Source organism: Micromonospora sp. IBSANI012 (assembly GCF_052814045.1).
In genome coordinates, this window is sequence record NZ_CP199933.1 from 5,863,046 (window position 1) to 5,884,143 (window position 21,098).

Consider the following 21,098-nt stretch of genomic DNA (forward strand, 5'->3'; position numbering starts at 1 on the left):
GGTCCGGCGCCGGAACCAGGGTGTTACCAGCGGTAGTGCGCGAAGGCCTTGTTGGACTCGGCCATCTTGTGCGTGTCCTCGCGCCGCTTGACGGCGGCACCCAGACCGTTGCTCGCGTCCAGCAGCTCGTTCATCAGCCGCTCGACCATGGTCTTCTCACGACGGGCCTTGGAGTAGGTCACCAGCCAGCGCAGACCGAGAGTGGTCGCGCGGGCCGGACGGACCTCGACCGGCACCTGGTAGGTCGCGCCACCGACACGGCGGCTGCGGACCTCGAGGGTCGGCTTGACGTTGTCCATCGCGCGCTTGAGCGTGACGACCGGGTCGGTGCCGCTCTTCTCGCGGCAGCCCTCCAGGGCGGCGTACACGATGCGCTCGGCGAGCTGACGCTTGCCGCGCAGCAGGATCTTGTTCACCAGCTGGGTGACCAACGGCGAGTTGTACACCGGGTCAGCGACCAGCGGCTTCCGCGGAGCGGGTCCCTTACGCGGCATGTCAGCTCTTCTCCTTCTTCGCGCCGTACCGGCTGCGCGCCTGCTTGCGGTTGCGGACACCCTGGGTGTCCAGCGAACCGCGGACGATCTTGTAACGCACGCCGGGGAGGTCCTTCACCCGGCCGCCGCGGACGAGCACGATCGAGTGCTCCTGCAGGTTGTGACCGACGCCCGGGATGTAGGCGGTCACCTCGATCTGGCTGCTGAGCTTGACACGAGCGACCTTGCGGAGCGCCGAGTTCGGCTTCTTGGGGGTGGTGGTGTACACGCGGGTGCACACACCGCGCCGCTGAGGGCTGCCCTTCAGCGCCGGGGTCTTGGTCTTGGTCGTCTTGGCCTGGCGGCCCTTTCGGACCAGCTGCTGGATGGTGGGCACCGGGTTTCTCCGCTCCCTTCGGCCGCTCACGCGGCCGCGCCGTCTGCTCGTTAGCCGACCTGATGGACGGCTCTCCTACATTCCGACCAGGGCCACCTCACGGAGGTCCCGGCACCCGCGGTCGGGCGTGTCGCCCAAATCACGGTCCCGGTGCCGTCGCTCGCGCTCCGCACCGGGTTCTGTTCGCCGGCACGCGGTGGACCGTGCGCCGGGTCTTGGACTGTGTCGTACGGCCGCTCGATCACCGGATGAACCGGGACCCGCGCACGCACGAGTTGCCCGGGCGGGCCCGGGCACAAGGGGAAAGAGTACCTACCACAGCCTCGCAGGTCAAAACGGAATGGTCCGGCGGATCTCAAACCCCGCCGGTCGCCCGCCCCGTGGCGCCTGCTCGCCCGTGGTGGGCACCTACGGCTCCAAGTGTACCGGCTGCCCGCGGAAGCGGCCCGTCGCCCCCGCCGCGACCGCCGTCACCCGAACTGCAGCAGCAACGCCAGCCCCAGGCCCGCCAGGCAGAGCAGCAGACCGGTCGCCCCGCAGCTGATCCCCGCCGTGGCCAGCCCCCGCCCGGTGAACCGGACCGCTGGCGGCGGCGCCGCCCGCCCGATCTGCCGCCGGGCCAGCAGCCCGGCCACGATCGCGGCGGCCCCGGCCAGCACGCCCGGCACGGTGAACGCGCCGGCCGCCCAGGCCCCGCCGTACCGCGCCGCCACGACACCGAAGCAGACCACCAGCACCGACACCAGGATCGACACCACCCCGGCCACCAGCGAACCCACCGCCGGACCGGAGGTCACCGCCGGCACGTCGAGGTGAACCACCCCGAAAGGGGTGCCCGGTACCGGATCGACCCGCTTGGGCGGTTTGGGTGCCTCGCGCGGCGGCGGGGGCAACCACCCCGGACCGGCCGGCCACCCACCGCCCGGCGTCCCACCGAGGTACGCCCCCGCAGGAAGCGGAGACGGCCCCGGGTACGGCCCGGACACCTGGCCCGGCTGCCCCGGCGAGAACTGCCCGGGGTGACCACCGGACACCTGACCCGGCTGCGCCGGCGAGAACTGCCCGGGGTGACCACCGAAGGGCTGACCCGGCGACAACTGCCCGGGGTACGCCGGCGCCGGCGGCGACGCGTACCCGATGGGGGTGGCCTCCGGCGGCGTGCCGGCGGCCGGGTTCGACCGGTCGCCTGCGGCGGCTCCCGGCGCCGACCAGGGCGACACCTCGGGTGCGGCGGTCGCGGGCGGGGCCGCATTGGCGGACCCGGGCGCACCCGTCTCCGGGGGCCCGGCGGGCTGGCCGCCCGGGTCGGCTCCCGACGGCGGCGCCGGTTCCGTCACGTGGTCCTCCTGTCGACAAGCCAGATCCCTCGCCGCGCGACGGACACCGGCCAGGCTACCGCCGGCGCGCACCGCCCCGCAGGGCCCGCACGATCACCGGCGCTCAGTCCACGTTCGGGGCGTAGTCCTGCCCGAACGGGGCGTCGGCCAGCCGGACCACGCCGATCACCACCAGCGTCACCACGGCGACCGCGACCAGCACCAGGCCCGCCCAGGCCAGCCGCTCCCCCTGCCGCAGCCAGGCCGCGCCGGTGAGATACCCGCCGGAGGCGTACGCCTCCCGCCGGGCCTGCCGGGCGAGCTGGAGCGCCACCGTCGCGGGCACCACCCCACCGATGAACAGCCCGGTCAGCGCCCCGATCAGGCCCAGCGCGAAGACGGCGCGGGCCTTCGTCGCGGGCGCCGGGTCGGGGTCGAGCGGGTGGCGTGGCGGCTGGTGCGCCACGGGCAGCTGCCCGGGAGCGGTCGTCATACCCCCATCATGCCCGCCGGCGCACCCCGGGACCGGCCACCTCGGCCCCGAGGGCCGACCCACCCCGGAACACGACGAGGCCCCCGGCGGTCACGCCGGGGGCCTCGTCGGTCACTGCTTAGCGGTACGACCCGAAGTCGAAGTCGTCCAGCGGCACAGCCTGCCCGCTGGCCGGCCCGAAGCCGTAGTCGGTCTCCGGGTAGCCGGTCATCGAGTAGACCTTGGCCTTCGCCTCCTCGGTCGGCTCGACCCGGACGTTGCGGTACTTGCTGATGCCCGTACCGGCCGGGATGAGCTTACCGATGATCACGTTCTCCTTGAGGCCGACGAGCGAGTCGCTGCGCGAGTTGATCGCCGCGTCGGTCAGCACCCGGGTGGTCTCCTGGAAGGAGGCCGCCGAGAGCCAGGAGTCGGTGGCCAGCGAGGCCTTGGTGATACCCATCAGCACCGGGCGACCGGCGGCGGGCTCGCCACCCTCGCCGACGAGCCGGCGGTTCTCCGACTCGAACAGCGCCCGGTCGACCAGCACGCCCGGCAGGAACTCGGTCGAGCCGGAGTCGATGACCGTCACCCGCTTGAGCATCTGGCGGATGATGATCTCGATGTGCTTGTCGTGGATGAGCACACCCTGCGAGCGGTAGACCTCCTGGACCTCCTGGGTCAGGTGGACCTGGACCGCGCGCGGGCCGAGGATGCGGAGCAGCTCGTGCGGGTCGATGGTGCCCTCGGTGAGCTTCTCGCCGACCTCGACGTGGTCCCCGTCGTGGGTCCGCAGCTTGACCCGCTTGGAGATCTTGTCGTAGACGATCTCGTCGCTGCCGTCGTCCGGCACCACGATGATCTTCCGGGACCGCTCGCCGTCCTCGATCCGGACCCGGCCCGGGGTGTCGGCGATGGGCGCCTTGCCCTTCGGGATCCGGGCCTCGAAGATCTCCTGGACACGGGGCAGACCCTGGGTGATGTCCTCACCCGCGACACCACCGGTGTGGAAGGTACGCATCGTCAGCTGCGTACCCGGCTCACCGATCGACTGGGCGGCGATGATGCCGACCGCCTCGCCGATGTCGACCGACTTGCCGGTCGGCAGTGAACGGCCGTAGCAGGCCGCGCAGACGCCCAGCTTCGACTCGCAGGTGAGCACGCTGCGCACCCGGACCGTCTCCACCCCGGCGGCGACGATCTTGTCGACCAGGATCGAGTTGAGGTCCTGGCCGCGCTGCGCCACCACGGTGCCGTCCGGCCCCTTGATGTCGTCGGCCAGGGTCCGGGCGTGCACGCTGGTCTCCGCGTGCGTGTGCACGACCAGCTTGCTGTCCAGCCGCTCGCCGATCTGCATCGGGATCGCCCGGTCGGTGCCGCAGTCCTCCTCGCGGATGATCACGTCCTGCGAGACGTCCACCAGACGACGGGTCAGGTAACCCGAGTCGGCGGTCCGCAGCGCGGTGTCGGCGAGACCCTTACGGGCACCGTGCGTGGAGATGAAGTACTCCAGCACGGACAGACCCTCCCGGTAGCTGGCCTTGATCGGCCGCGGGATGATCTCGCCCTTCGGGTTGGCCACCAGACCACGGATCGCCGCGATCTGCCGGAGCTGGAGCAGGTTACCGCGGGCACCCGAGTTGATCATCTTCCACAGCGGGTTCTCCTGCGGCAGCGCGGTGTCCATCTCCTTGGCGACCTCGTTGGTCGCCTTGGTCCAGATCTCGATGAGCTCGCCGCGACGCTCCTCGGCGGTCATCAGACCACGCTGGTACTGCTTGTCGATCTGGTCGGCGTCCTTCTCGTACCGCGCCAGGATCTCCCGCTTGCGCGGCGGCGCGATGACGTCCTCCATGCCGATGGTGACGCCGGACCAGGTGGCCCAGTGGAAACCGGCCTCCTTGAGCCCGTCCAGGGTGGCCGCGAGAGCCACCTTCGGGAAGCGCTCGGCGAGGTCGTTGACGATCGCGGAGAGCTGGCCCTTGCGGATCTCGTAGTTCACGAAGCGGTAGCCCTGCGGCAGCGTCTCGTTGAACAGGACCCGGCCCAGCGTGGTCTCCACGGTCAGCGGCTCGCCCTCGGCCCAGCCCTCGGGCGCGACCCACGGCTCGGCGCCGGCGCCGTTGTCGACACCGACCACGCCACGCAGCCGGATCTTGACCGGGGTCTGCAGGTGCAGCTCGCCGCTGTCGAACGCCATCCGCGCCTCGGCGTCCGAGCTGAACGCCCGGCCCTCGCCCTTGCCACCCGGGGTGAGGTGGGTGAGGTGGTAGAGACCGATGACCATGTCCTGGGTGGGCATGGTGACCGGCTTGCCGTCGGCCGGCTTGAGGATGTTGTTCGACGACAGCATCAGGATCCGCGCCTCGGCCTGGGCCTCGGCGGACAGCGGCACGTGCACCGCCATCTGGTCACCGTCGAAGTCCGCGTTGAACGCGGTGCAGACGAGCGGGTGGATCTGGATCGCCTTGCCCTCGACCAGCTGCGGCTCGAAGGCCTGGATGCCCAGGCGGTGCAGGGTCGGCGCGCGGTTCAGCAGCACCGGGTGCTCGCCGATGACCTCTTCCAGCACGTCCCACACGACCGGCCGCTGCCGCTCGACCATCCGCTTGGCGGACTTGATGTTCTGGGCGTGGTTGAGGTCCACCAGCCGCTTCATCACGAACGGCTTGAACAGCTCCAGCGCCATCTGCTTGGGCAGGCCGCACTGGTGCAGCTTCAGCTTCGGGCCGACCACGATGACCGAACGGCCGGAGTAGTCGACGCGCTTGCCGAGCAGGTTCTGGCGGAACCGGCCCTGCTTGCCCTTGAGCATGTCGGACAGCGACTTGAGCGGGCGGTTACCCGGACCGGTGACCGGCCGGCCGCGACGGCCGTTGTCGAACAGCGCGTCGACGGCCTCCTGGAGCATCCGCTTCTCGTTGTTGACGATGATCTCGGGCGCGCCGAGGTCGATCAGCCGCTTGAGGCGGTTGTTCCGGTTGATCACACGGCGGTACAGGTCGTTCAGGTCGGAGGTCGCGAAGCGGCCACCGTCGAGCTGCACCATCGGGCGCAGGTCCGGCGGGATGACCGGGACGCAGTCCAGCACCATGCCGAGCGGCGAGTTGCGGGTGTTCAGGAACGCCGCGACGACCTTGAGCCGCTTGAGCGCCCGGATCTTCCGCTGGCCCTTGCCGGAGCGGATGGTCTCGCGCAGGCTCTCGGCCTCGGCGTCGAGGTCCATGTTCTGGACCAGCGCCTTGATGGCCTCGGCGCCCATGCCGCCGGTGAAGTACTCGCCGAACCGGTCGCGCAGCTCGCGGTAGAGCAGCTCGTCGGTGACCAGCTGCTTCGGCTCCAGCTTGCGGAAGGTGTCCAGCACCTCGTCGAGGCGGTCGATCTCGCGCTGGGCCCGGTCGCGGATCTGGCGCATCTCGCGCTCTCCGCCCTCCTTGACCTTGCGCCGGACGTCCGCCTTGGCACCCTCGGCCTCCAGCTCGGCCAGGTCGGCCTCGAGCTTGGCGGCCCGCTTCTCGATCTCCGAGTCGCGGCTGTTCTCGGACTGCCGCTTCTCGGCCAGGATCTCGTTCTCGATGGTCGAGAGGTCACGGTGACGCGACTCGGCGTCCACGCTCGTCACGACGTACGAGGCGAAGTAGATGATCTTTTCGAGGTCCTTGGGGGCGAGGTCCAGCAGGTAGCCCAGCCGGCTCGGCACGCCCTTGAAGTACCAGATGTGGGTCACCGGAGCGGCGAGCTCGATGTGCCCCATCCGCTCACGACGGACCTTGGAACGGGTCACCTCGACGCCGCAGCGCTCGCAGATGATGCCCTTGAAGCGGACCCGCTTGTACTTACCGCAGTAGCACTCCCAGTCCCGCTGCGGACCGAAGATCTTCTCGCAGAAGAGCCCGTCCTTTTCCGGCTTCAGGGTGCGGTAGTTGATCGTCTCAGGCTTCTTGACCTCACCGTGCGACCACTGACGGATGTCGTCGGCGGTGGCGAGGCCGATGCGCAACTCGTCGAAGAAGTTGACGTCGAGCACTATGTCCCCTATGTCGTCGTCTGTACTGCTAGCTAGTGGGTGGGGTCGGGAGCCGGCGAGCCGGCTCCCGACCGCTCACCTCAGACCTCTTCGACCGAGCTCGGCTCGCGCCGGGACAGGTCGATGCCCAGCTCCTCCGCGGCCCGGAACACCTCGTCGTCGGTCTCGCGCATCTCCAGGGCCACGCCGTCGCTGGAGAGCACCTCGACGTTGAGGCACAGCGACTGCAGCTCCTTGAGCAGCACCTTGAACGACTCCGGGATGCCCGGCTCGGGGATGTTCTCGCCCTTGACGATCGCCTCGTAGACCTTGACCCGGCCCAGGACGTCGTCGGACTTGATGGTCAGCAGCTCCTGCAGGGCGTAGGCGGCGCCGTACGCCTGCATGGCCCAGCACTCCATCTCACCGAAGCGCTGACCACCGAACTGCGCCTTACCACCCAGCGGCTGCTGCGTGATCATCGAGTACGGGCCGGTCGACCGGGCGTGGATCTTGTCGTCGACCAGGTGGTTGAGCTTCAGGATGTAGATGTAGCCGACCGCGATCGGGTCCGGCAGCGGCTCGCCGGAACGACCGTCGAACAGCTGCGCCTTGCCGGAGGACCCGATCAGCTGCTTGCCGTCCCGGTTGGGCAGGGTCGACGCGAGCAGACCGGAAATCTCCTCCTCGCGGGCACCGTCGAAGACCGGCGTGGCCACGTTGGTGTCCGGCTCGGACTCGTGGGCGTCGATCGAGCGCAGCGCCTTCTTCCACCCCGCGTCGTCGCCCTCCACGCTCCAGCCGGTCTTGGCGACCCAGCCGAGGTGGGTTTCGAGCACCTGGCCGATGTTCATCCGGGAAGGCACACCCAGCGGGTTGAGCACGATGTCGACGGGCGTGCCGTCCTCCAGGAACGGCATGTCCTCGACCGGCAGGATCTTGGAGATGACGCCCTTGTTGCCGTGCCGGCCGGCGAGCTTGTCGCCGTCCTGGATCTTCCGCTTCTGGGCGACGTAGACCCGCACCAGCTCGTTGACGCCCGGCGGCAGCTCGTCGCCGTCCTCGCGGGAGAAGGTACGCACACCGATGACCGTGCCGGTCTCGCCGTGCGGCACCTTCAGCGAGGTGTCCCGGACCTCGCGCGCCTTCTCACCGAAGATCGCGCGGAGCAGCCGCTCCTCCGGGGTCAGCTCGGTCTCGCCCTTGGGCGTGACCTTGCCGACCAGGATGTCGCCGGGGACGACCTCGGCGCCGATCCGGATGATGCCGCGCTCGTCGAGGTCCGCGAGCATTTCCTCGCTGACGTTCGGGATGTCGCGGGTGATCTCCTCCGGGCCGAGCTTGGTGTCCCGGGCGTCGACCTCGTGCTCCTCGATGTGGATCGAGGTGAGCACGTCCTGCTGCACGAGGCGCTGCGACAGGATGATCGCGTCCTCGTAGTTGTGGCCCTCCCAGCACATGAACGCCACCAGCAGGTTGCGCCCGAGCGCCATCTCGCCCTCGTCGGTGCACGGACCGTCGGCGATGACCTGGCCGGCCTCGACGCGGTCGCCCTCGAAGACGACCGGCTTCTGGTTGACGCAGGAGCCGGCGTTGGAGCGGCGGAACTTGTGCAGCAGGTACGTCCGGCGGTGGCCGTCGTCCTGGTGGATGGTGATGTAGTCGGCGCAGAGGTCCTCGATCACACCACCGACCTCGGCGACGACGACGTCACCGGCGTCGACGGCGGCCCGGTACTCCATGCCCGTACCGACCAGCGGCGACTCGGCCTTGACCAGCGGCACCGCCTGACGCTGCATGTTCGCGCCCATCAGGGCCCGGTTGGCGTCGTCGTGCTCGAGGAACGGGATCATCGCGGTCGCGACCGAGGTCATCTGCCGCGGCGAGACGTCCATGTAGTCGACGGCGCCGGGAACGACGTCCTCGGTCTCGCCGCCCTTACGGCGGCACAGGACCCGGTCCTCGGCGAAGGTGCCGTCGGCCTTGAGCGGCGCGTTGGCCTGCGCCTTGACGTACCGGTCCTCCTCGTCGGCGGTCAGGTAGTCGATCTGGTCGGTGACCCGACCCTCGACGACCTTCCGGTACGGCGTCTCGATGAAGCCGAACGGGTTGACCCGGGCGAAGGTGGAGAGCGCACCGATCAGGCCGATGTTCGGGCCTTCCGGCGTCTCGATCGGGCACATCCGGCCGTAGTGGGACGGGTGCACGTCACGGACCTCGAAGCCGGCCCGCTCCCGGGACAGACCACCCGGGCCGAGCGCGCTCAGCCGGCGCCGGTGGGTCAGGCCCGCCAGCGGGTTGGTCTGGTCCATGAACTGGGACAGCTGCGACGTACCGAAGAACTCCTTGATCGCCGCCACCACCGGGCGGATGTTGATCAGGGTCTGCGGCGTGATCGCCTCGACGTCCTGCGTGGTCATCCGCTCGCGGACGACCCGCTCCATCCGGGACAGGCCGACCCGGACCTGGTTCTGGATCAGCTCGCCGACCGTACGCAGGCGCCGGTTGCCGAAGTGGTCGATGTCGTCGGCCTCGTAGCCGTCCTCACCGGCGTGCAGCCGGCAGAGGTACTCCACGGTGGCGACGATGTCGTCCTCGGTCAGCGTGCCGGTGGTGATCGGCACGCCCACTTCGAGCTTCTTGTTGAACTTGTAACGACCGACCTTGGCGACGTCGTACCGCTTCGGGTTGAAGAAGAGGTTGTCGAGCAGGGTCTGGGCGTTCTCACGGGTCGGCGGCTCGCCAGGGCGGAGCTTCCGGTAGATGTCGAGCAGCGCCTCGTCCTGGCCGGCGATGTGGTCCTTCTCGAGCGTGGTCATCATCAGCTCGGACCAGCCGAACCGCTCACGGATCTGCTCGGCCGACCATCCGATGGCCTTGAGCAGGACCGTGACGGCCTGCCGACGCTTGCGGTCGATGCGAACGCCGACCGTGTCGCGCTTGTCGATGTCGAACTCCAGCCAGGCACCCCGGCTCGGGATGACCTTGACGCTGGAGAGGTCGCGGTCGGAGGTCTTGTCCGGCTGCTTGTCGAAGTAGACGCCCGGGGACCGGACGAGCTGGCTGACCACGACGCGCTCGGTGCCGTTGATGATGAAGGTGCCCTTCGGCGTCATCATCGGGAAGTCACCCATGAACACCGTCTGGCTCTTGATCTCGCCAGTGGTGTTGTTGGTGAACTCCGCGGTCACGAACAGCGGCGCGCAGTAGGTCAGGTCCTTCTCCTTGCACTCCTCGATCGAGGCCTTGACCTCGTCGAAGCGCGGAGCCGAGAAGGAGAGCGACATGGTGCCGGAGAAGTCCTCAATGGGACTGATCTCGTCGAGGATCTCCGCGAGACCCGATCGTGCGTGCGGGTCGTCCGCCGACCGGCCCTGCCAAGCCTCGTTGCCGACGAGCCAGTCGAAGGACTCGTTCTGAATGGCGAGGAGGTTGGGGACCTCGAGGTGTTCGGTGATCCTGCCGAAAGAAACTCGGCGGGGAGCGAAAGCGCTCGACGTACGACTGGTCTTCGCAGGGCGGGAAGCTGCCAAGATGCGTCCTTCCGAGGACCGGTGCTGCAGAACGGCTGGTACGCGTGCACTCCAATGACCCCACCAGAAATATCCGTAAACGGACATTTCCGAGCAGGGGTCAAGTCGGAAGGCAGCGCAAACTAGCAGTGTAGCCGAGAGGCTAACCGCTGTCCAGCCCACCCCGCAGGTCGTCGCGGAACGTGCCTCGGGACCCGGGAAACCGGGTCTGCCGGGCCGCTCGGAACGCGGCGTTCCTGCGGGCCGCTCGGGTGTCGCGGCGGGTGGTGCTGCCGCTGCCATTACCCAAGTGGTGGCCGTCGCAAGCGCGGAAGGTCTTGCTGGTGTCAGCGTGCCTGGGAGTCCGGTGCCGCGTCAAGGGCCCGTGTCGGGTCGCCGCCCTCTTTCCCGCTCCGGGACCACCGTCGGGCACCGCCGTGGTGCCGTACGCCGGGTGCCGGACGTCCTGCTCACGCCGCTGCCACCGGTAGCCACCAACCACAGCGGGCGGTGATCCGTTCCCGGATCACCGCCCGCCGCGATGCGGTGTGCCCCGGCTCACGTGAGCCGGACGCGCGCCTGGTCGTACCTCAATTACTTGAGGGTGACCTTGGCGCCCTCGCCCTCGAGCTTGGCCTTGGCCTTCTCGGCGGTCTCCTTGTTGACCTTCTCCAGGATGGCCTTCGGCGCGGACTCGACCGCGTCCTTGGCCTCCTTGAGGCCCAGGCCGGTCAGCTCACGCACGACCTTGATGACCTGGATCTTCTTGCCACCGTCACCCTCGAGGACGACGTCGAACTCGTCCTTCTCCGGCTCGGCCTCGGCCGGGGCAGCAGCGCCACCGGCAGCGGCGACCGCGACCGGAGCGGCGGCGGTGACCTCGAAGGTCTCCTCGAACTGCTTCACGAACTCGGAGAGCTCGATCAGCGTCATCTCCTTGAACGCGTCGAGCAGCTCGTCGGTGCTGAGCTTCGCCATGTCTGGCGTCCTTTCCTGAATCTGTTAGGTAAGAACTGGGTGCGCCGGGAGGCCTCAGGCCGCCTCGGCGCCCTCCTTCTCGCGCTTGTCCTGCAGGGCGGCCGCCAGACGGGCGGTCTTGGAGAGCGGAGCCTGGAACAGGGCCGCGGCCTTGCTCAGGTTGCCCTTCATCGCGCCGGCCAGCTTGGCCAGCAGCACCTCACGGGACTCCAGGTCGGCGAGCTTCGTGACCTCGGCCGCGGAAATGGCCTTGCCCTCGAAGACACCGCCCTTGATGACGAGCTTCGGGTTGGCCTTCGCGAAGTCGCGAAGCCCCTTCGCCGCCTCGACGACGTCGCCCGAAACGAAAGTCAGCGCGGTAGGACCGGTGAACAGCTCGTCGAGGCCGGAGATGCCCGCCTCGGTCGCGGCACGCTTGGCCAGCGTGTTCTTCGCGACCGTGTAGGTGGTCTCCTTGCCGAGCGAGCGCCGCAGCTGGGTGAGCTGGGAAACCGTCAGACCACGGTACTCGGTCAGCACCGCAGCGCCCGCGTTACGGAAGCTCTCGGTCAGCTCAGCGACGGCCGTGGCCTTGTCGGCCCGGATCGGCTTGTCCGCCATGTCCCTCCTCTCTCGTTGCTCGAGGCTGGTCGCCGTCGGCAGGCCGGGAGGCCTGGGACGGCGGCGGAGGATCACGACAACGAGAAAAGCCCCGGCGCAGGGCGCACGGGGCGAGGGCCGGCACTATCACCATGGTCAGCGGACCACGGGAAGAGCCGATTTCGCTTACCGCCCTGCGCGGGTCGCCCGTCATCGCGGGACCTTCGACCGTGCCGGAGCACGGTGACCAGCGGTCTCTGGGTGGAACTTCGTCACCAGGTTACGGCACGCGACGGTGAGCACCAAATCGCCCCCCACGTGCGCCCGGTCACTCCGGCCGCGGCACCTCCCGCGGCGGGCCGGCCCGCTTCAGGGGCGGACCCGGCGCCGCCAGACGTAGCCGGCCAGGGCCACCGCCGCCCAGGCCAGCGCGCCGGCGGTGAGCAGCAGCGCCGTCGAGACGGCCAGCGGGCCGGTCAACGCCCGGGCGGTCGCCATCACCGGCGGCGCCAGCCAGGGCGCCACCGAGCCGCTCAGACCGAGGACCAGGGCGCCGACCGCGCCCAGGGCCAGCACGGCCACGCCGTAGCCCGCGCTGCCGGTGACCGCCCGGCTGGCCAGGGCGCCGAGTGCCACCGCCGCCGGCAGGGCCAGCAGGTGGGCCCAGAGCCCGAGGGCGAGGCCCACCACCAGCGACCGGTCCCCCGGGCCCGCCGGGCCGGTCACCCCGCCGACCAGCCAGGGGAAGATCATCGCGACGGCCACGGTGCCGAGCGCGGCCACCGTCGCCGCCAGCAGGCCGGCCGCGCGCTCCCGGGCCGGGCCGACCACGACCAGGGCCAACCGGCGCTGCACATCCGGCTCCACGTCGAGCAGGATCCTGGTCTGCCAGGCCAGCACCGGGAAGAGCACCACCGCGGAGACGCCGTACGCCTCCGCCGGCTGGGCCCGGCCGCCGCCGTACAGGACGCCGAGGGCGAGCAGGCCGGCCAGCAGCGGCGCCAGCGCCCGCCCGGTACGCAGGAAGCCGGCCAGCCGCAGCCGCACCAGCGCGCTCACCGGGACACCTCCCGCGCCGGGCCGTCCGCTCCGACAACCTCCCCCGCCGCCGGCTCGGGTGACCCGGCGGCCGGCGGGGCGGCGTCGGGGCGTACCCGCAGGACGTGGTGGCCCTCGGCGCGCAACCGGGCGACGGCGCCGGCCACCCGCGCGGCCGGCACGGCGACCTCGACCACGGCCATCGGCTCCGCCCCGGCGGACGTCTCCTCGGTCACCACGCCGTCCGCGACGGTCCAGCGGCGGGCGCCCGGCAACCGGACGGTCTCCCCCCGGTGGTCGCTGACCAGTACCGCCCCGCCGGCCGCCGACACCTCGTCGACGAGGGCGGGGACCAGCTCGCGGGCGGCGGAGTCCAGGCCCTCCCAGGGCTCGTCGAGCACCAGCAGACCGGGTCGACGGAGCATCGCCTGGGCCAGTCCGACCTTCTGCGCGGTGCCCTTGGACAGCTCGGGCAGCTTCACGCCCCGGAACCGGGTCAGGCCCAGCCGCTCGGTCCACCGGTCGGCCTCCCGCGCCGCCCCGGAGCGGGACAGCCCGGCGACCCGGCCCATCGCGGTGAGGTAGGCCGCCACGGTGAAGGGCTGGTCGGCGGGGAACCGCTCCGGCACCCAGCCCACGTGGCGGGGCCGGTCGACGACCCGGCCCCGGCCGGGCCGGAGCACCCCGGCCGCGAGCTGGAGCAGGGTGGACTTGCCCACGCCGTTGCGGCCGAGCACGACCGCCACCTCACCGGGCTCGATCCGGGCCTGCGCCGCCCTCAGCACCCACGGGCCGCGCCGGTGGTACCGGAGCCAGACGTCCTCCAGCAGCATGCCGCGAGCCTGCCACAGCCGGACGAACGGCAGGGGCCCCGCCACGAGTCGTGGCGGGGCCCCTGCGTGGGAGTCGTGCTCAGCCCTCGGCCGGGGCCTCGTGCAGGTTCTTCACCAGCTTCGGGTCGACCGGAACGCCCGGGCCCATGGTGGTGGTGAGGACGACCTTCCTGAGGTACGTGCCCTTGGCCGCCGACGGCTTGGCGCGGAGCACCTCGTCGAGGACGGCGGCGTAGTTGTCCACCAGCTGGGTCTCGGAGAACGAGGCCTTGCCGATGATCAGGTGCAGGTTGGAGTGCTTGTCCACCCGGAAGGTGATCTTGCCGCCCTTGATGTCCTGAACGGCCTTGGTGACGTCCATGGTCACCGTGCCCGTCTTCGGGTTCGGCATCAGGCCGCGCGGGCCCAGGATCCGCGCGATCCGGCCGATCTTGGCCATCTGGTCGGGGGTGGCGATCGCGGCGTCGAAGTCCAGCCAGCCGCCCTGGATCCGGGCGACGAGCTCGTCCGTGCCCACCTCGTCGGCACCGGCGGCGGCGGCCTCTTCGGCCTTCGCGCCGGCGGCGAACACGATCACGCGGGCGGTCTTACCGGTGCCGTGCGGCAGGTTGACCGTGCCGCGGACCATCTGGTCCGCCTTGCGGGGGTCGACGCCGAGGCGCATCGCGACCTCGACCGTGGCGTCGAACTTGACGTTGGTGGTCTCCTTGGCCAGCTTCACGGCCTCGGCGGGGGTGTAGAGCTTCGACCGGTCGATGACGTCGGCGGCCTTGCGGTAGCTCTTGCTGCGCTGCATTTCTGGTTACTCCTGTGGTCTCTGGCGGGCCGCGGTCATCGCGCGCCCTCCCACGAACTGATCGGGTGAGTGCTCAGACGACGTCAGTCGCTGACGATGATGCCCATCGACCGGGCGGTGCCGGCGATGATCTTCGCAGCCTGGTCGATGTCGTTGGCGTTCAGGTCGACCATCTTCTTCTCGGCGATCTCACGCACCTGGGCCTGCGACACGGAGCCGACCTTGTCCTTCTGCGGGACGCCGGAGCCCTTCTCCACGCCGGCGGCCTTGAGCAGCAGCCGGGCGGCGGGCGGGGTCTTCAGGACGAAGGTGAAGGTCCGGTCCTCGTACACGCTGATCTCGGCGGGGACGATGTCGCCCCGCTGGGACTCGGTCTGCGCGTTGTAGGACTTGCAGAACTCCATGATGTTCACGCCGTGCTGACCGAGCGCGGGGCCCACCGGCGGCGCCGGCGTGGCCTGGCCCGCCTTCAGCTGAAGCGTGAACGTCTTGACGAGCTTCTTCTTCGGAGGCATGTCACTTCCTGGGGCTTGGAACTGGGAAAGGTGCCGGGCCGCGGGCGCGCACGGTCAGCGCGATGCGACAGCGACGACGTTCTAGGGTAGCGCAGCGTTGCACCGCCCCGTCCGTCGAGGTCCGTCGAGGTCCAACGGAGGGGCGGAAACGGGTACGCCGGCGGCGGGCGAGTGCCCACCGCCGGCGACCCGGACGTCAGATCTTGGCGACCTGGTTGAAGTTCAGCTCGACCGGAGTCTCCCGGCCGAAGATCGACACCAGCACCTTGAGCTTCTGCTGGTCGGCATTGATCTCACTGATCGTCGCCGGCAGCGAGGCGAACGCGCCATCGGTGACGGTGACCGAGTCGCCGACCTCGAAGTCGAGGACCCTGACCTCGGGCTTGGCCTTCTTCTCCACGGCCTCGACCGCCGGGGCCAGCCACTTCAGCACCTCGTCGAGGCTCAGCGGCGCCGGCCGGTCGGCCCGGTCGGTGGCACCGACGAAGCCGGTGACCCCCGGCGTGTTACGCACGCAGGAGTACGACTCGGCGGTCAGCTCCATCCGGACCAGGATGTAGCCCGGGAAGACCTTGGCCTGGACCTGCGACCGCTTGCCGTTCTTGACCTCGACCTCTTCCCGGGTCGGCACCTCGACCTGGTAGATGAAGTCCTCCATGTCGAGGGAGGTGATCCGGGTCTCGAGGTTGGTCTTGACCTTGTTCTCGTAGCCGGCGTACGAGTGCACCACGTACCAGTCGCCCGGGGCGTAGCGCAGCTTCTGGCGCAGCTCGGCGACCGGGTCGTACTCCTCGTCCGGGGCCGGCTCAGTGGTCGGGAATTCCGGCTCGCTGGCGGCCTCGACCGACTCGTCGCTCGCCGCCGTCGCCACCGTGGACTGGTCGTCCGTGGTCTCGGCGGTCTCGTCGTACTCAGGCACGCTCGCTCACTTCCGTCACTATCGGCTCAGTCGGCCGGTCAGCTGGGGTTGCCGAAGACCCACAGCACGCCCTTCGCGAAGGCGAAGTCGAGAAGGCCGACGATCGTCAGCATCACCGCGACGAACGTCACCACCACGGCCGTGTAGGTCAGCAGCTCCTTGCGGGTCGGCCAGATGACCTTACGCAGTTCGGCGACCACCTCGCGGAAGAAACGCGCGATGCGGGCGAACAGCCCGATCCGGTCGGTGTCGGTGCGGGTCTTCGGCTTGCTGTCCGCCGAACCGGCACGGGCCCGCGAACGGGTCGCGGTGCCGCCCCGGGAGACCGGCTCGTCCGCGCCGGTGGCGTCGTCGTCGGCGGCCACCTCGTCGACGAGCTCGTCGCGCTCGTCGCGCAGACCCTCGTCGCCGGCGTCCTCGCCGCGCCGCTTGCTCTCGGCCACTTCGCCCTCCGTCGCGGGATGTCGGTCGTACGCCGATGAGCGTACGCGGCGTTTGGTCACGCCGGCCGGACCAGCCGTCCCGCGACGGGCCGCGGCCGGCGGACCAGACGAAGGGGCCCGATGCCTCGGAACCACCCCGCCGATGCCACCACCACGGGCCGGACGCCGCCAGTCGGCGGCGCGACCCACGGGAACGGTCAGGCCTGAGGCGCAGGGGTGACAGGACTTGAACCTGCAGCCTGCGGTTTTGGAGACCGCTGCTCTGCCAATTGAGCTACACCCCTGTGCGGCGACGCTCGCCCCGCTCGACCACGAGGGCCGGGCAGGGGTCACTTGCCCCACGGCGGACCAGTGTACGGGTAGTGCCCCGACTTTCCCAACCGGTACCGCCCATCACCTGTCCAGCACCGGTCAGCGGGTGGTCCGGACGATCGCCCGGGCCTGCGAGAGGACCTTCTCCCCCAGGCAGGTGGCGGTCACGTCGAGCCTGGTCAGGCCCTCCTCGGTGACCTCCTTCACCACCGCGTTGACCTCGATCTCGGTGCCCTGGTCGTCGTCGGGGACCACCACCGGCCGGGTGAACCGGACGCCGAAGTCGACCACCGCGTCGGGTGCGCCCGCCCAGGTGGTGACGGCCCGACCGACCAGCGCCATGGTGAACATGCCGTGCGCGATCACCCCGGGCAGGCCCACCTTGGTGGCGGTCCGGTCGTTCCAGTGGATCGGGTTGAAGTCGCCGGAGGCGCCCGCGTAACGGACCAGGTCCGCCCGGGTGACCCGGAACGTCTGAGTCGGCAGCTCCATCTCAGGCCTCCCCGCGTACGACGAGCTTGGACCAGACCGCGACCACGGGCTCGCCGGCGACGGTGCTCACGTCGGTGCGGGTGGTCAGGAAGCCGTGCCCGCCCCGGTTGGTGACCTCTTCGATGGTGTTCACGCAGACCAGCTCGTCCCCGGCCACCACCGGACGGGTGTACGCGAAGCGCTGGTCACCGTGCACCACCCGGCTGTAGTCGACGCCCAGCGTCGGGTCCTCGACGATCTGGCGGTTCGCGGCCATGGTGATCACGAAGGGGAAGGTCGGCGGGGCGACCACGTCCGGGTGGCCCAGCGCCCGGGCCGCCGCCGGGTCGTGGTGGGCCGGGTCGGTGGCGCCGATGGCGGCGGCGAACTCGCGGATCTTTTCTCGGCCCACCTGATAGGGGGCGGTCGGCGGATAGGTCCGGCCGACGAAGGACGGGTCCAGGGACATGCCGCCGAACCTACACGCAAAGCACGAACGCCGATCCGTACGGGAGGGGCGGCGAACATGCCGCGCCATCCGTGCGGATCGGCGTCCGGGAACTGCTCAGGGACCGGGCCGGCGGTGCCGGCCGCAGGTCAGCGGGTCTCGCGGTGGACCGTGTGCTTGCCGTCCCGGGGGCAGAACTTCTTCAGCTCGATGCGGTCCGGGTCGTTACGACGGTTCTTGCGCGTGATGTAGTTGCGCTCCTTGCACTCCACACACGCCAAAGTGATCTTCGGCCGGACATCGGTCGCCTTCGCCACGGCGGAGTGCCTTCCTCGCTGGGGTATCAACTACGACGCATCAGCCTACGCGGTCGATGCGCGGACATGCAAAGTGGGCGCCAGTGGCGCCCATCCCACCGGCCGCCGGGAACCAGGCCCGGAGGACGAGAGTAGCGGTGGCCGGACTTGAACCGGCGACACAGCGATTATGAGCCGCTTGCTCTGCCATCTGAGCTACACCGCCGCAGGCGGGTCCAGCCGGACCCTCTGAGCCCCCTTACGGAATCGAACCGTAGACCTTCTCCTTACCATGGAGACGCTCTGCCGACTGAGCTAAGGGGGCCTGCCCGATCACCCGGAGGGCGTCGCGCAGGGGTAACAGTACATGACCCCGCCGCCGAGGTGAAATCGGATCCCCCTGCCCCGCGTTCCCACAGATCAGGGCACAACCCGCAGTCTCGGCGACTCGCCCGCGGAGATCGTCTCCGGATCCACCTGGGCGCCGAACCAGGCCTCCAGGCGCTCGTACGGCAGCGGGCGGCTGAACAGGAAGCCCTGACCGATCTCGCAGCCGATGTCCTGGAGCAGCTCCAGGGTCAGCTCGCTCTCCACGCCCTCGGCCACCACGGCGAGACCGAACTGCTGGGAGAGCGTGACCACGGCGTTGACGATCGCCAGGTCGCCGGGATCCGTCGCCATGCCCTGCACGAAGGAGCGGTCGACCTTGACCTCGTGCACCGGCAGCCGGCGCAGGTGGGCCAGCGAGGAGTCACCGGTGCCGAAATCGTCCACCGAGAGCCGTACGCCCAGGTCCCGCAGCCGGCGCAGGGTCGGGATCGGCCGGTCGGTGCCGTCCAGCACCCCGGACTCGCGGATCTCGAAGGTGAGCCGCTGCGGCGGGACGCCGTACTCGGTCAGCAGCTCGCGTACCCGGTCGGGGAAGTGCTGGTCGGTGAGCGTACGTGCGGCGAGGTTGACCGCGACGGCGAGCGGCTGGCCGGTATGGCTCCAGTCCCGGCTGCGCCGCAGCCCCTCCCGCAGCACCACCTCGGTGAGCCGGCCCAGCTGGCCGGTGTGCTCGGCCACCGCGACGAAGTCCTCCGGACTCACCGTGCCGTGCGTCGGGTGTTCCCACCGGGCCAGGCACTCGACCCCGACCAACCGCCGGTCGCGCAGCGTCACCTTCGGCTGGAAGTAGACCTCCAGCGCGCCATCGTCCAGCGCCCGGCGCAGATCGCCGGCGAGGCCGAGCCGGCGCAGCGACCGCGACTCCAACGCTGGATTGAACAGCTGCACGCTGCCCGGGACCGACTTGGCCGCCGTCGCGGCCAGGTCGACCCGTTGCAGCAGCGAAGCGGCGTCGCTGCCGTGGTCCGGGTGTACGGCCACCCCGACCGCGGTGTCGACGTCGAGGGTGAGGGCGTCGAAGACCATCTCGTCGCGGATCTGCTCGCGCAGTTGGGCGGCCAGCTCCAGCGCCGCCTCGGCGTTCTCCAGCCGGAGGGTGACCAGGAACTCGTCGCCGCCGGCGCGGCCCACCAGGGCCGAGGAGGGCGCGCAGGCGCGCAGCCGCTCGGCCACCTCGACGAGGACCTTGTCGCCCGCGGCGTGACCGAGGGACTCGTTGACCTGGCGCAGGCCGTCCACGTCGAAGAGCAGCACCGCCACCACCTCGCCCGGTGCGCGGATCTTGACCGCCTCGTCGAGCGCGCCGCTGATCCGGCGGCGGTTGGGCAGCTTGGTGAGCGCGTCGTGGTACGCGTCGTGGCGCAGCCGGTCGACCAGGCGGGAATTCTCCAGGGCGACCGCGGCGTGCGCCGCGACGGTCTCGAAGATGGGAATGTCACTGTCGGTGAAGTGGCCGACGTCGCTGAGCCGGTTGGCCACCTCCAGGGTGCCGATGACGGCCTGCCCGGAGCGCAGCGGTACGGCGATGACGTCCTTGACGCCGGTGGTGCGCAGCGACGCCCGCAGCTCCTCGTCCCCGCCGAGTCGTACGCCGAGCGCCAGGCTCCGCTGCTGCCGTCGGGTCTCCTCCCGGATCACCTCCGGAGTGGGCGCCACGTCGAGCAGACCCGAATCGTCCACCCGGGCGGTCAACATGACCTCCGGGTGCCGCCCCTGGGCGGGCAGCCAGAGGGTCGCGTACTCGGCCTGCATGAGCGCCCGGATCCGGCCGAGCAGGACGTCCACCAGGTTGCCGCTCTGCCCCTCCGCGGTCATCGCCTTGGTCAGGTCGTACATCCCGCCGAGCGTCCGGTGCTGCCGGAAGAACTGGGCGTACGAGCGGTAGACCAGGGCGACGGCGGCCGCCAGCGCGGCGATGAGGACCGCCGACCACCAGGTGGTGTCCAGCACGATGAGTACGACCAGACCGACCACCACGTTGATCGCAGAGGTCGGCAGCGTCGAGGGCGCGTTCCGTAACACCTTGGCACCGGCCTGCCAGCCGTGCATGACCGTGATGACCCCTGCCACGCCGAACAGGGTGGCCAGCGTGAACGTGCTGACCGAGGCGAAGAGGATGCCCCAGGTGCCCGGCCCCACCCCACGGATCGGCGGGAGGGCCAGCAGCACCAGCGCGGCGAAGGACGCCGCAGCCGAGGCGTTGGCCACGTTGAACGCGAGCTTGGCGACCCCGAACCGGTAACGCAGATGGGTGAGCAGGGTGGCCAACGTGTACGCCAGCACCACCATCAGTGGCGGCAGGAAGTAGAAGGCCAGGACCAGCGGGATCTCGGTGAGCCGCACCCCGAAGGACTGCCTGCCGATCACGAAGTTGAGCATCGGTAGGCCCGCCACCACCATGACGGTGAGCAGAACTGCGGCAATGCCCCATGACCCGAGCGGCGGCGAAGTGACCAGGCCGATCGCGGTGGAGAAGACGATGGCCACGAGGGCCAGCGGTCCTGTGACCAGCCAGGCGTGTTCGGCGGGCCGCCGAGGGGACGATGCCCCCGCCGATGACGACCGACGGTCGGCCATAACTCTCCTCATCGGTCATCGCGCCGAGGACCGTGGACTGATCGGCGTCAGGTCGCCATCGACAGGTGCGCCCAGACCCGGGCGGGCGCCGACGAGACTACGGAGCCGGCGGGGCCGTCCAGACATAGTCAAAGGTCCGGAGCTCAACCGGCCCGTGGCCGACCAGCCCACTGCCGAAACCAGCGGCGAGGGCGACAAGCATGAGCATCACGCCGACCCGCCGGGCCAGCCTTCGACCAGACATTCGCGTGCTCCTGTCGGCAGGGTTGTCGGTGGTGAAGATTCCACGATCGTGCCACAAGCGGGTCGACCCGCAAAGCGGACGGA

Annotated in this window: 18 protein-coding genes and 3 tRNA genes; all 21 read right to left on the minus strand. The window is 70.2% G+C overall.

What is annotated here, in order from left to right; all coding sequences use genetic code 11:
- Positions 1-23: 23 nt before the first annotated feature.
- A complete protein-coding gene (rpsG, locus tag ACTWM8_RS27130) occupies positions 24-494 on the minus strand; it encodes a 30S ribosomal protein S7 (protein WP_091079418.1) in 471 nt (156 codons plus the stop codon).
- Position 495: 1 nt separating this feature from the next.
- Positions 496-870 carry a 30S ribosomal protein S12 gene (gene rpsL / locus ACTWM8_RS27135; RefSeq protein WP_007465318.1) on the minus strand — a complete coding sequence of 125 codons (375 nt, stop codon included), beginning with the start codon at positions 868-870 and terminating at the stop codon, positions 496-498.
- Positions 871-1,340: 470 nt separating this feature from the next.
- Positions 1,341-1,763, minus strand: coding sequence for a hypothetical protein (locus ACTWM8_RS27140; protein ID WP_446214695.1), 423 nt, complete (start codon positions 1,761-1,763; stop codon positions 1,341-1,343).
- A gap of 547 nt (positions 1,764-2,310) precedes the next feature.
- Positions 2,311-2,679: a hypothetical protein gene (locus ACTWM8_RS27145; protein ID WP_210775460.1), complete on the minus strand. Its 369-nt coding sequence runs from the start codon at positions 2,677-2,679 to the stop codon at positions 2,311-2,313.
- 118 nt (positions 2,680-2,797) lie between these two features.
- A complete protein-coding gene (locus tag ACTWM8_RS27150) occupies positions 2,798-6,685 on the minus strand; it encodes a DNA-directed RNA polymerase subunit beta' (RefSeq protein ID WP_280836962.1) in 3,888 nt (1,295 codons plus the stop codon).
- An 80-nt stretch (positions 6,686-6,765) separates the two neighbouring features.
- Positions 6,766-10,197 carry a DNA-directed RNA polymerase subunit beta gene (gene rpoB / locus ACTWM8_RS27155; RefSeq protein WP_446211423.1) on the minus strand — a complete coding sequence of 1,144 codons (3,432 nt, stop codon included), beginning with the start codon at positions 10,195-10,197 and terminating at the stop codon, positions 6,766-6,768.
- 573 nt (positions 10,198-10,770) lie between these two features.
- Positions 10,771-11,154 carry a 50S ribosomal protein L7/L12 gene (gene rplL, locus ACTWM8_RS27160; protein ID WP_088960246.1) on the minus strand — a complete coding sequence of 128 codons (384 nt, stop codon included), beginning with the start codon at positions 11,152-11,154 and terminating at the stop codon, positions 10,771-10,773.
- Positions 11,155-11,208: 54 nt separating this feature from the next.
- Positions 11,209-11,754 (minus strand): 50S ribosomal protein L10, encoded by a 546-nt coding sequence (gene rplJ, locus ACTWM8_RS27165; protein ID WP_120729737.1) that lies wholly within the window; start codon positions 11,752-11,754, stop codon positions 11,209-11,211.
- Positions 11,755-12,102: 348 nt separating this feature from the next.
- Entirely contained in the window at positions 12,103-12,792 is a 690-nt protein-coding gene (locus ACTWM8_RS27170) for a hypothetical protein (RefSeq protein WP_446211424.1), read from the minus strand.
- A complete protein-coding gene (locus ACTWM8_RS27175; RefSeq protein ID WP_446211425.1) occupies positions 12,789-13,604 on the minus strand; it encodes an ATP-binding cassette domain-containing protein in 816 nt (271 codons plus the stop codon). Before ACTWM8_RS27175 ends, ACTWM8_RS27170 begins: the two co-directional genes overlap by 4 nt.
- 79 nt (positions 13,605-13,683) lie before the next feature.
- Complete coding sequence (gene rplA, locus ACTWM8_RS27180) at positions 13,684-14,400, minus strand: 50S ribosomal protein L1 (protein ID WP_446211426.1); 717 nt, start codon at positions 14,398-14,400, stop codon at positions 13,684-13,686.
- Between the two features lie 83 nt (positions 14,401-14,483).
- Positions 14,484-14,915, minus strand: coding sequence for a 50S ribosomal protein L11 (gene rplK / locus ACTWM8_RS27185; protein WP_446211427.1), 432 nt, complete (start codon positions 14,913-14,915; stop codon positions 14,484-14,486).
- 196 nt (positions 14,916-15,111) lie between these two features.
- The gene (gene nusG, locus ACTWM8_RS27190; protein WP_179801890.1) at positions 15,112-15,834 is read right to left on the minus strand and encodes a transcription termination/antitermination protein NusG; all 723 of its coding nucleotides are present in this window, start codon (positions 15,832-15,834) and stop codon (positions 15,112-15,114) included.
- Between the two features lie 38 nt (positions 15,835-15,872).
- A complete protein-coding gene (gene secE / locus ACTWM8_RS27195; RefSeq protein WP_446211428.1) occupies positions 15,873-16,277 on the minus strand; it encodes a preprotein translocase subunit SecE in 405 nt (134 codons plus the stop codon).
- Between the two features lie 211 nt (positions 16,278-16,488).
- Positions 16,489-16,561, minus strand: a tRNA-Trp gene (locus tag ACTWM8_RS27200).
- 127 nt (positions 16,562-16,688) lie between these two features.
- Entirely contained in the window at positions 16,689-17,081 is a 393-nt protein-coding gene (locus ACTWM8_RS27205; protein ID WP_334569351.1) for a MaoC family dehydratase, read from the minus strand.
- A 1-nt stretch (position 17,082) separates the two neighbouring features.
- Positions 17,083-17,529 (minus strand): FAS1-like dehydratase domain-containing protein, encoded by a 447-nt coding sequence (locus ACTWM8_RS27210; RefSeq protein WP_446211429.1) that lies wholly within the window; start codon positions 17,527-17,529, stop codon positions 17,083-17,085.
- 128 nt (positions 17,530-17,657) lie between these two features.
- Positions 17,658-17,825, minus strand: coding sequence for a 50S ribosomal protein L33 (gene rpmG, locus ACTWM8_RS27215; RefSeq protein WP_013288652.1), 168 nt, complete (start codon positions 17,823-17,825; stop codon positions 17,658-17,660).
- 132 nt (positions 17,826-17,957) lie between these two features.
- Positions 17,958-18,030, minus strand: a tRNA-Met gene (locus tag ACTWM8_RS27220).
- A 26-nt stretch (positions 18,031-18,056) separates the two neighbouring features.
- Positions 18,057-18,129 (minus strand) — tRNA-Thr (locus ACTWM8_RS27225).
- Between the two features lie 95 nt (positions 18,130-18,224).
- Complete coding sequence (locus ACTWM8_RS27230; protein WP_446211430.1) at positions 18,225-20,771, minus strand: putative bifunctional diguanylate cyclase/phosphodiesterase; 2,547 nt, start codon at positions 20,769-20,771, stop codon at positions 18,225-18,227.
- Positions 20,772-21,098 lie beyond the last annotated feature (327 nt).

Bases quoted from the DNA above. Each gene is read 5' to 3' on its own strand.
- rpsG (WP_091079418.1), bottom strand. From the start codon at position 494: ATGCCGCGTAAGGGACCCGCTCCGCGGAAGCCGCTGGTCGCTGACCCG.
- ACTWM8_RS27145 (WP_210775460.1), bottom strand. From the start codon at position 2,679: ATGACGACCGCTCCCGGGCAGCTGCCCGTGGCGCACCAGCCGCCACGC.
- rplL (WP_088960246.1), bottom strand. From the start codon at position 11,154: ATGGCGAAGCTCAGCACCGACGAGCTGCTCGACGCGTTCAAGGAGATG.
- rplJ (WP_120729737.1), bottom strand. From the start codon at position 11,754: ATGGCGGACAAGCCGATCCGGGCCGACAAGGCCACGGCCGTCGCTGAG.
- ACTWM8_RS27175 (WP_446211425.1), bottom strand. From the start codon at position 13,604: ATGCTGCTGGAGGACGTCTGGCTCCGGTACCACCGGCGCGGCCCGTGG.
- rplA (WP_446211426.1), bottom strand. From the start codon at position 14,400: ATGCAGCGCAGCAAGAGCTACCGCAAGGCCGCCGACGTCATCGACCGG.
- rplK (WP_446211427.1), bottom strand. From the start codon at position 14,915: ATGCCTCCGAAGAAGAAGCTCGTCAAGACGTTCACGCTTCAGCTGAAG.
- ACTWM8_RS27205 (WP_334569351.1), bottom strand. From the start codon at position 17,081: ATGGAGCTGCCGACTCAGACGTTCCGGGTCACCCGGGCGGACCTGGTC.
- ACTWM8_RS27210 (WP_446211429.1), bottom strand. From the start codon at position 17,529: ATGTCCCTGGACCCGTCCTTCGTCGGCCGGACCTATCCGCCGACCGCC.
- ACTWM8_RS27230 (WP_446211430.1), bottom strand. From the start codon at position 20,771: ATGGCCGACCGTCGGTCGTCATCGGCGGGGGCATCGTCCCCTCGGCGG.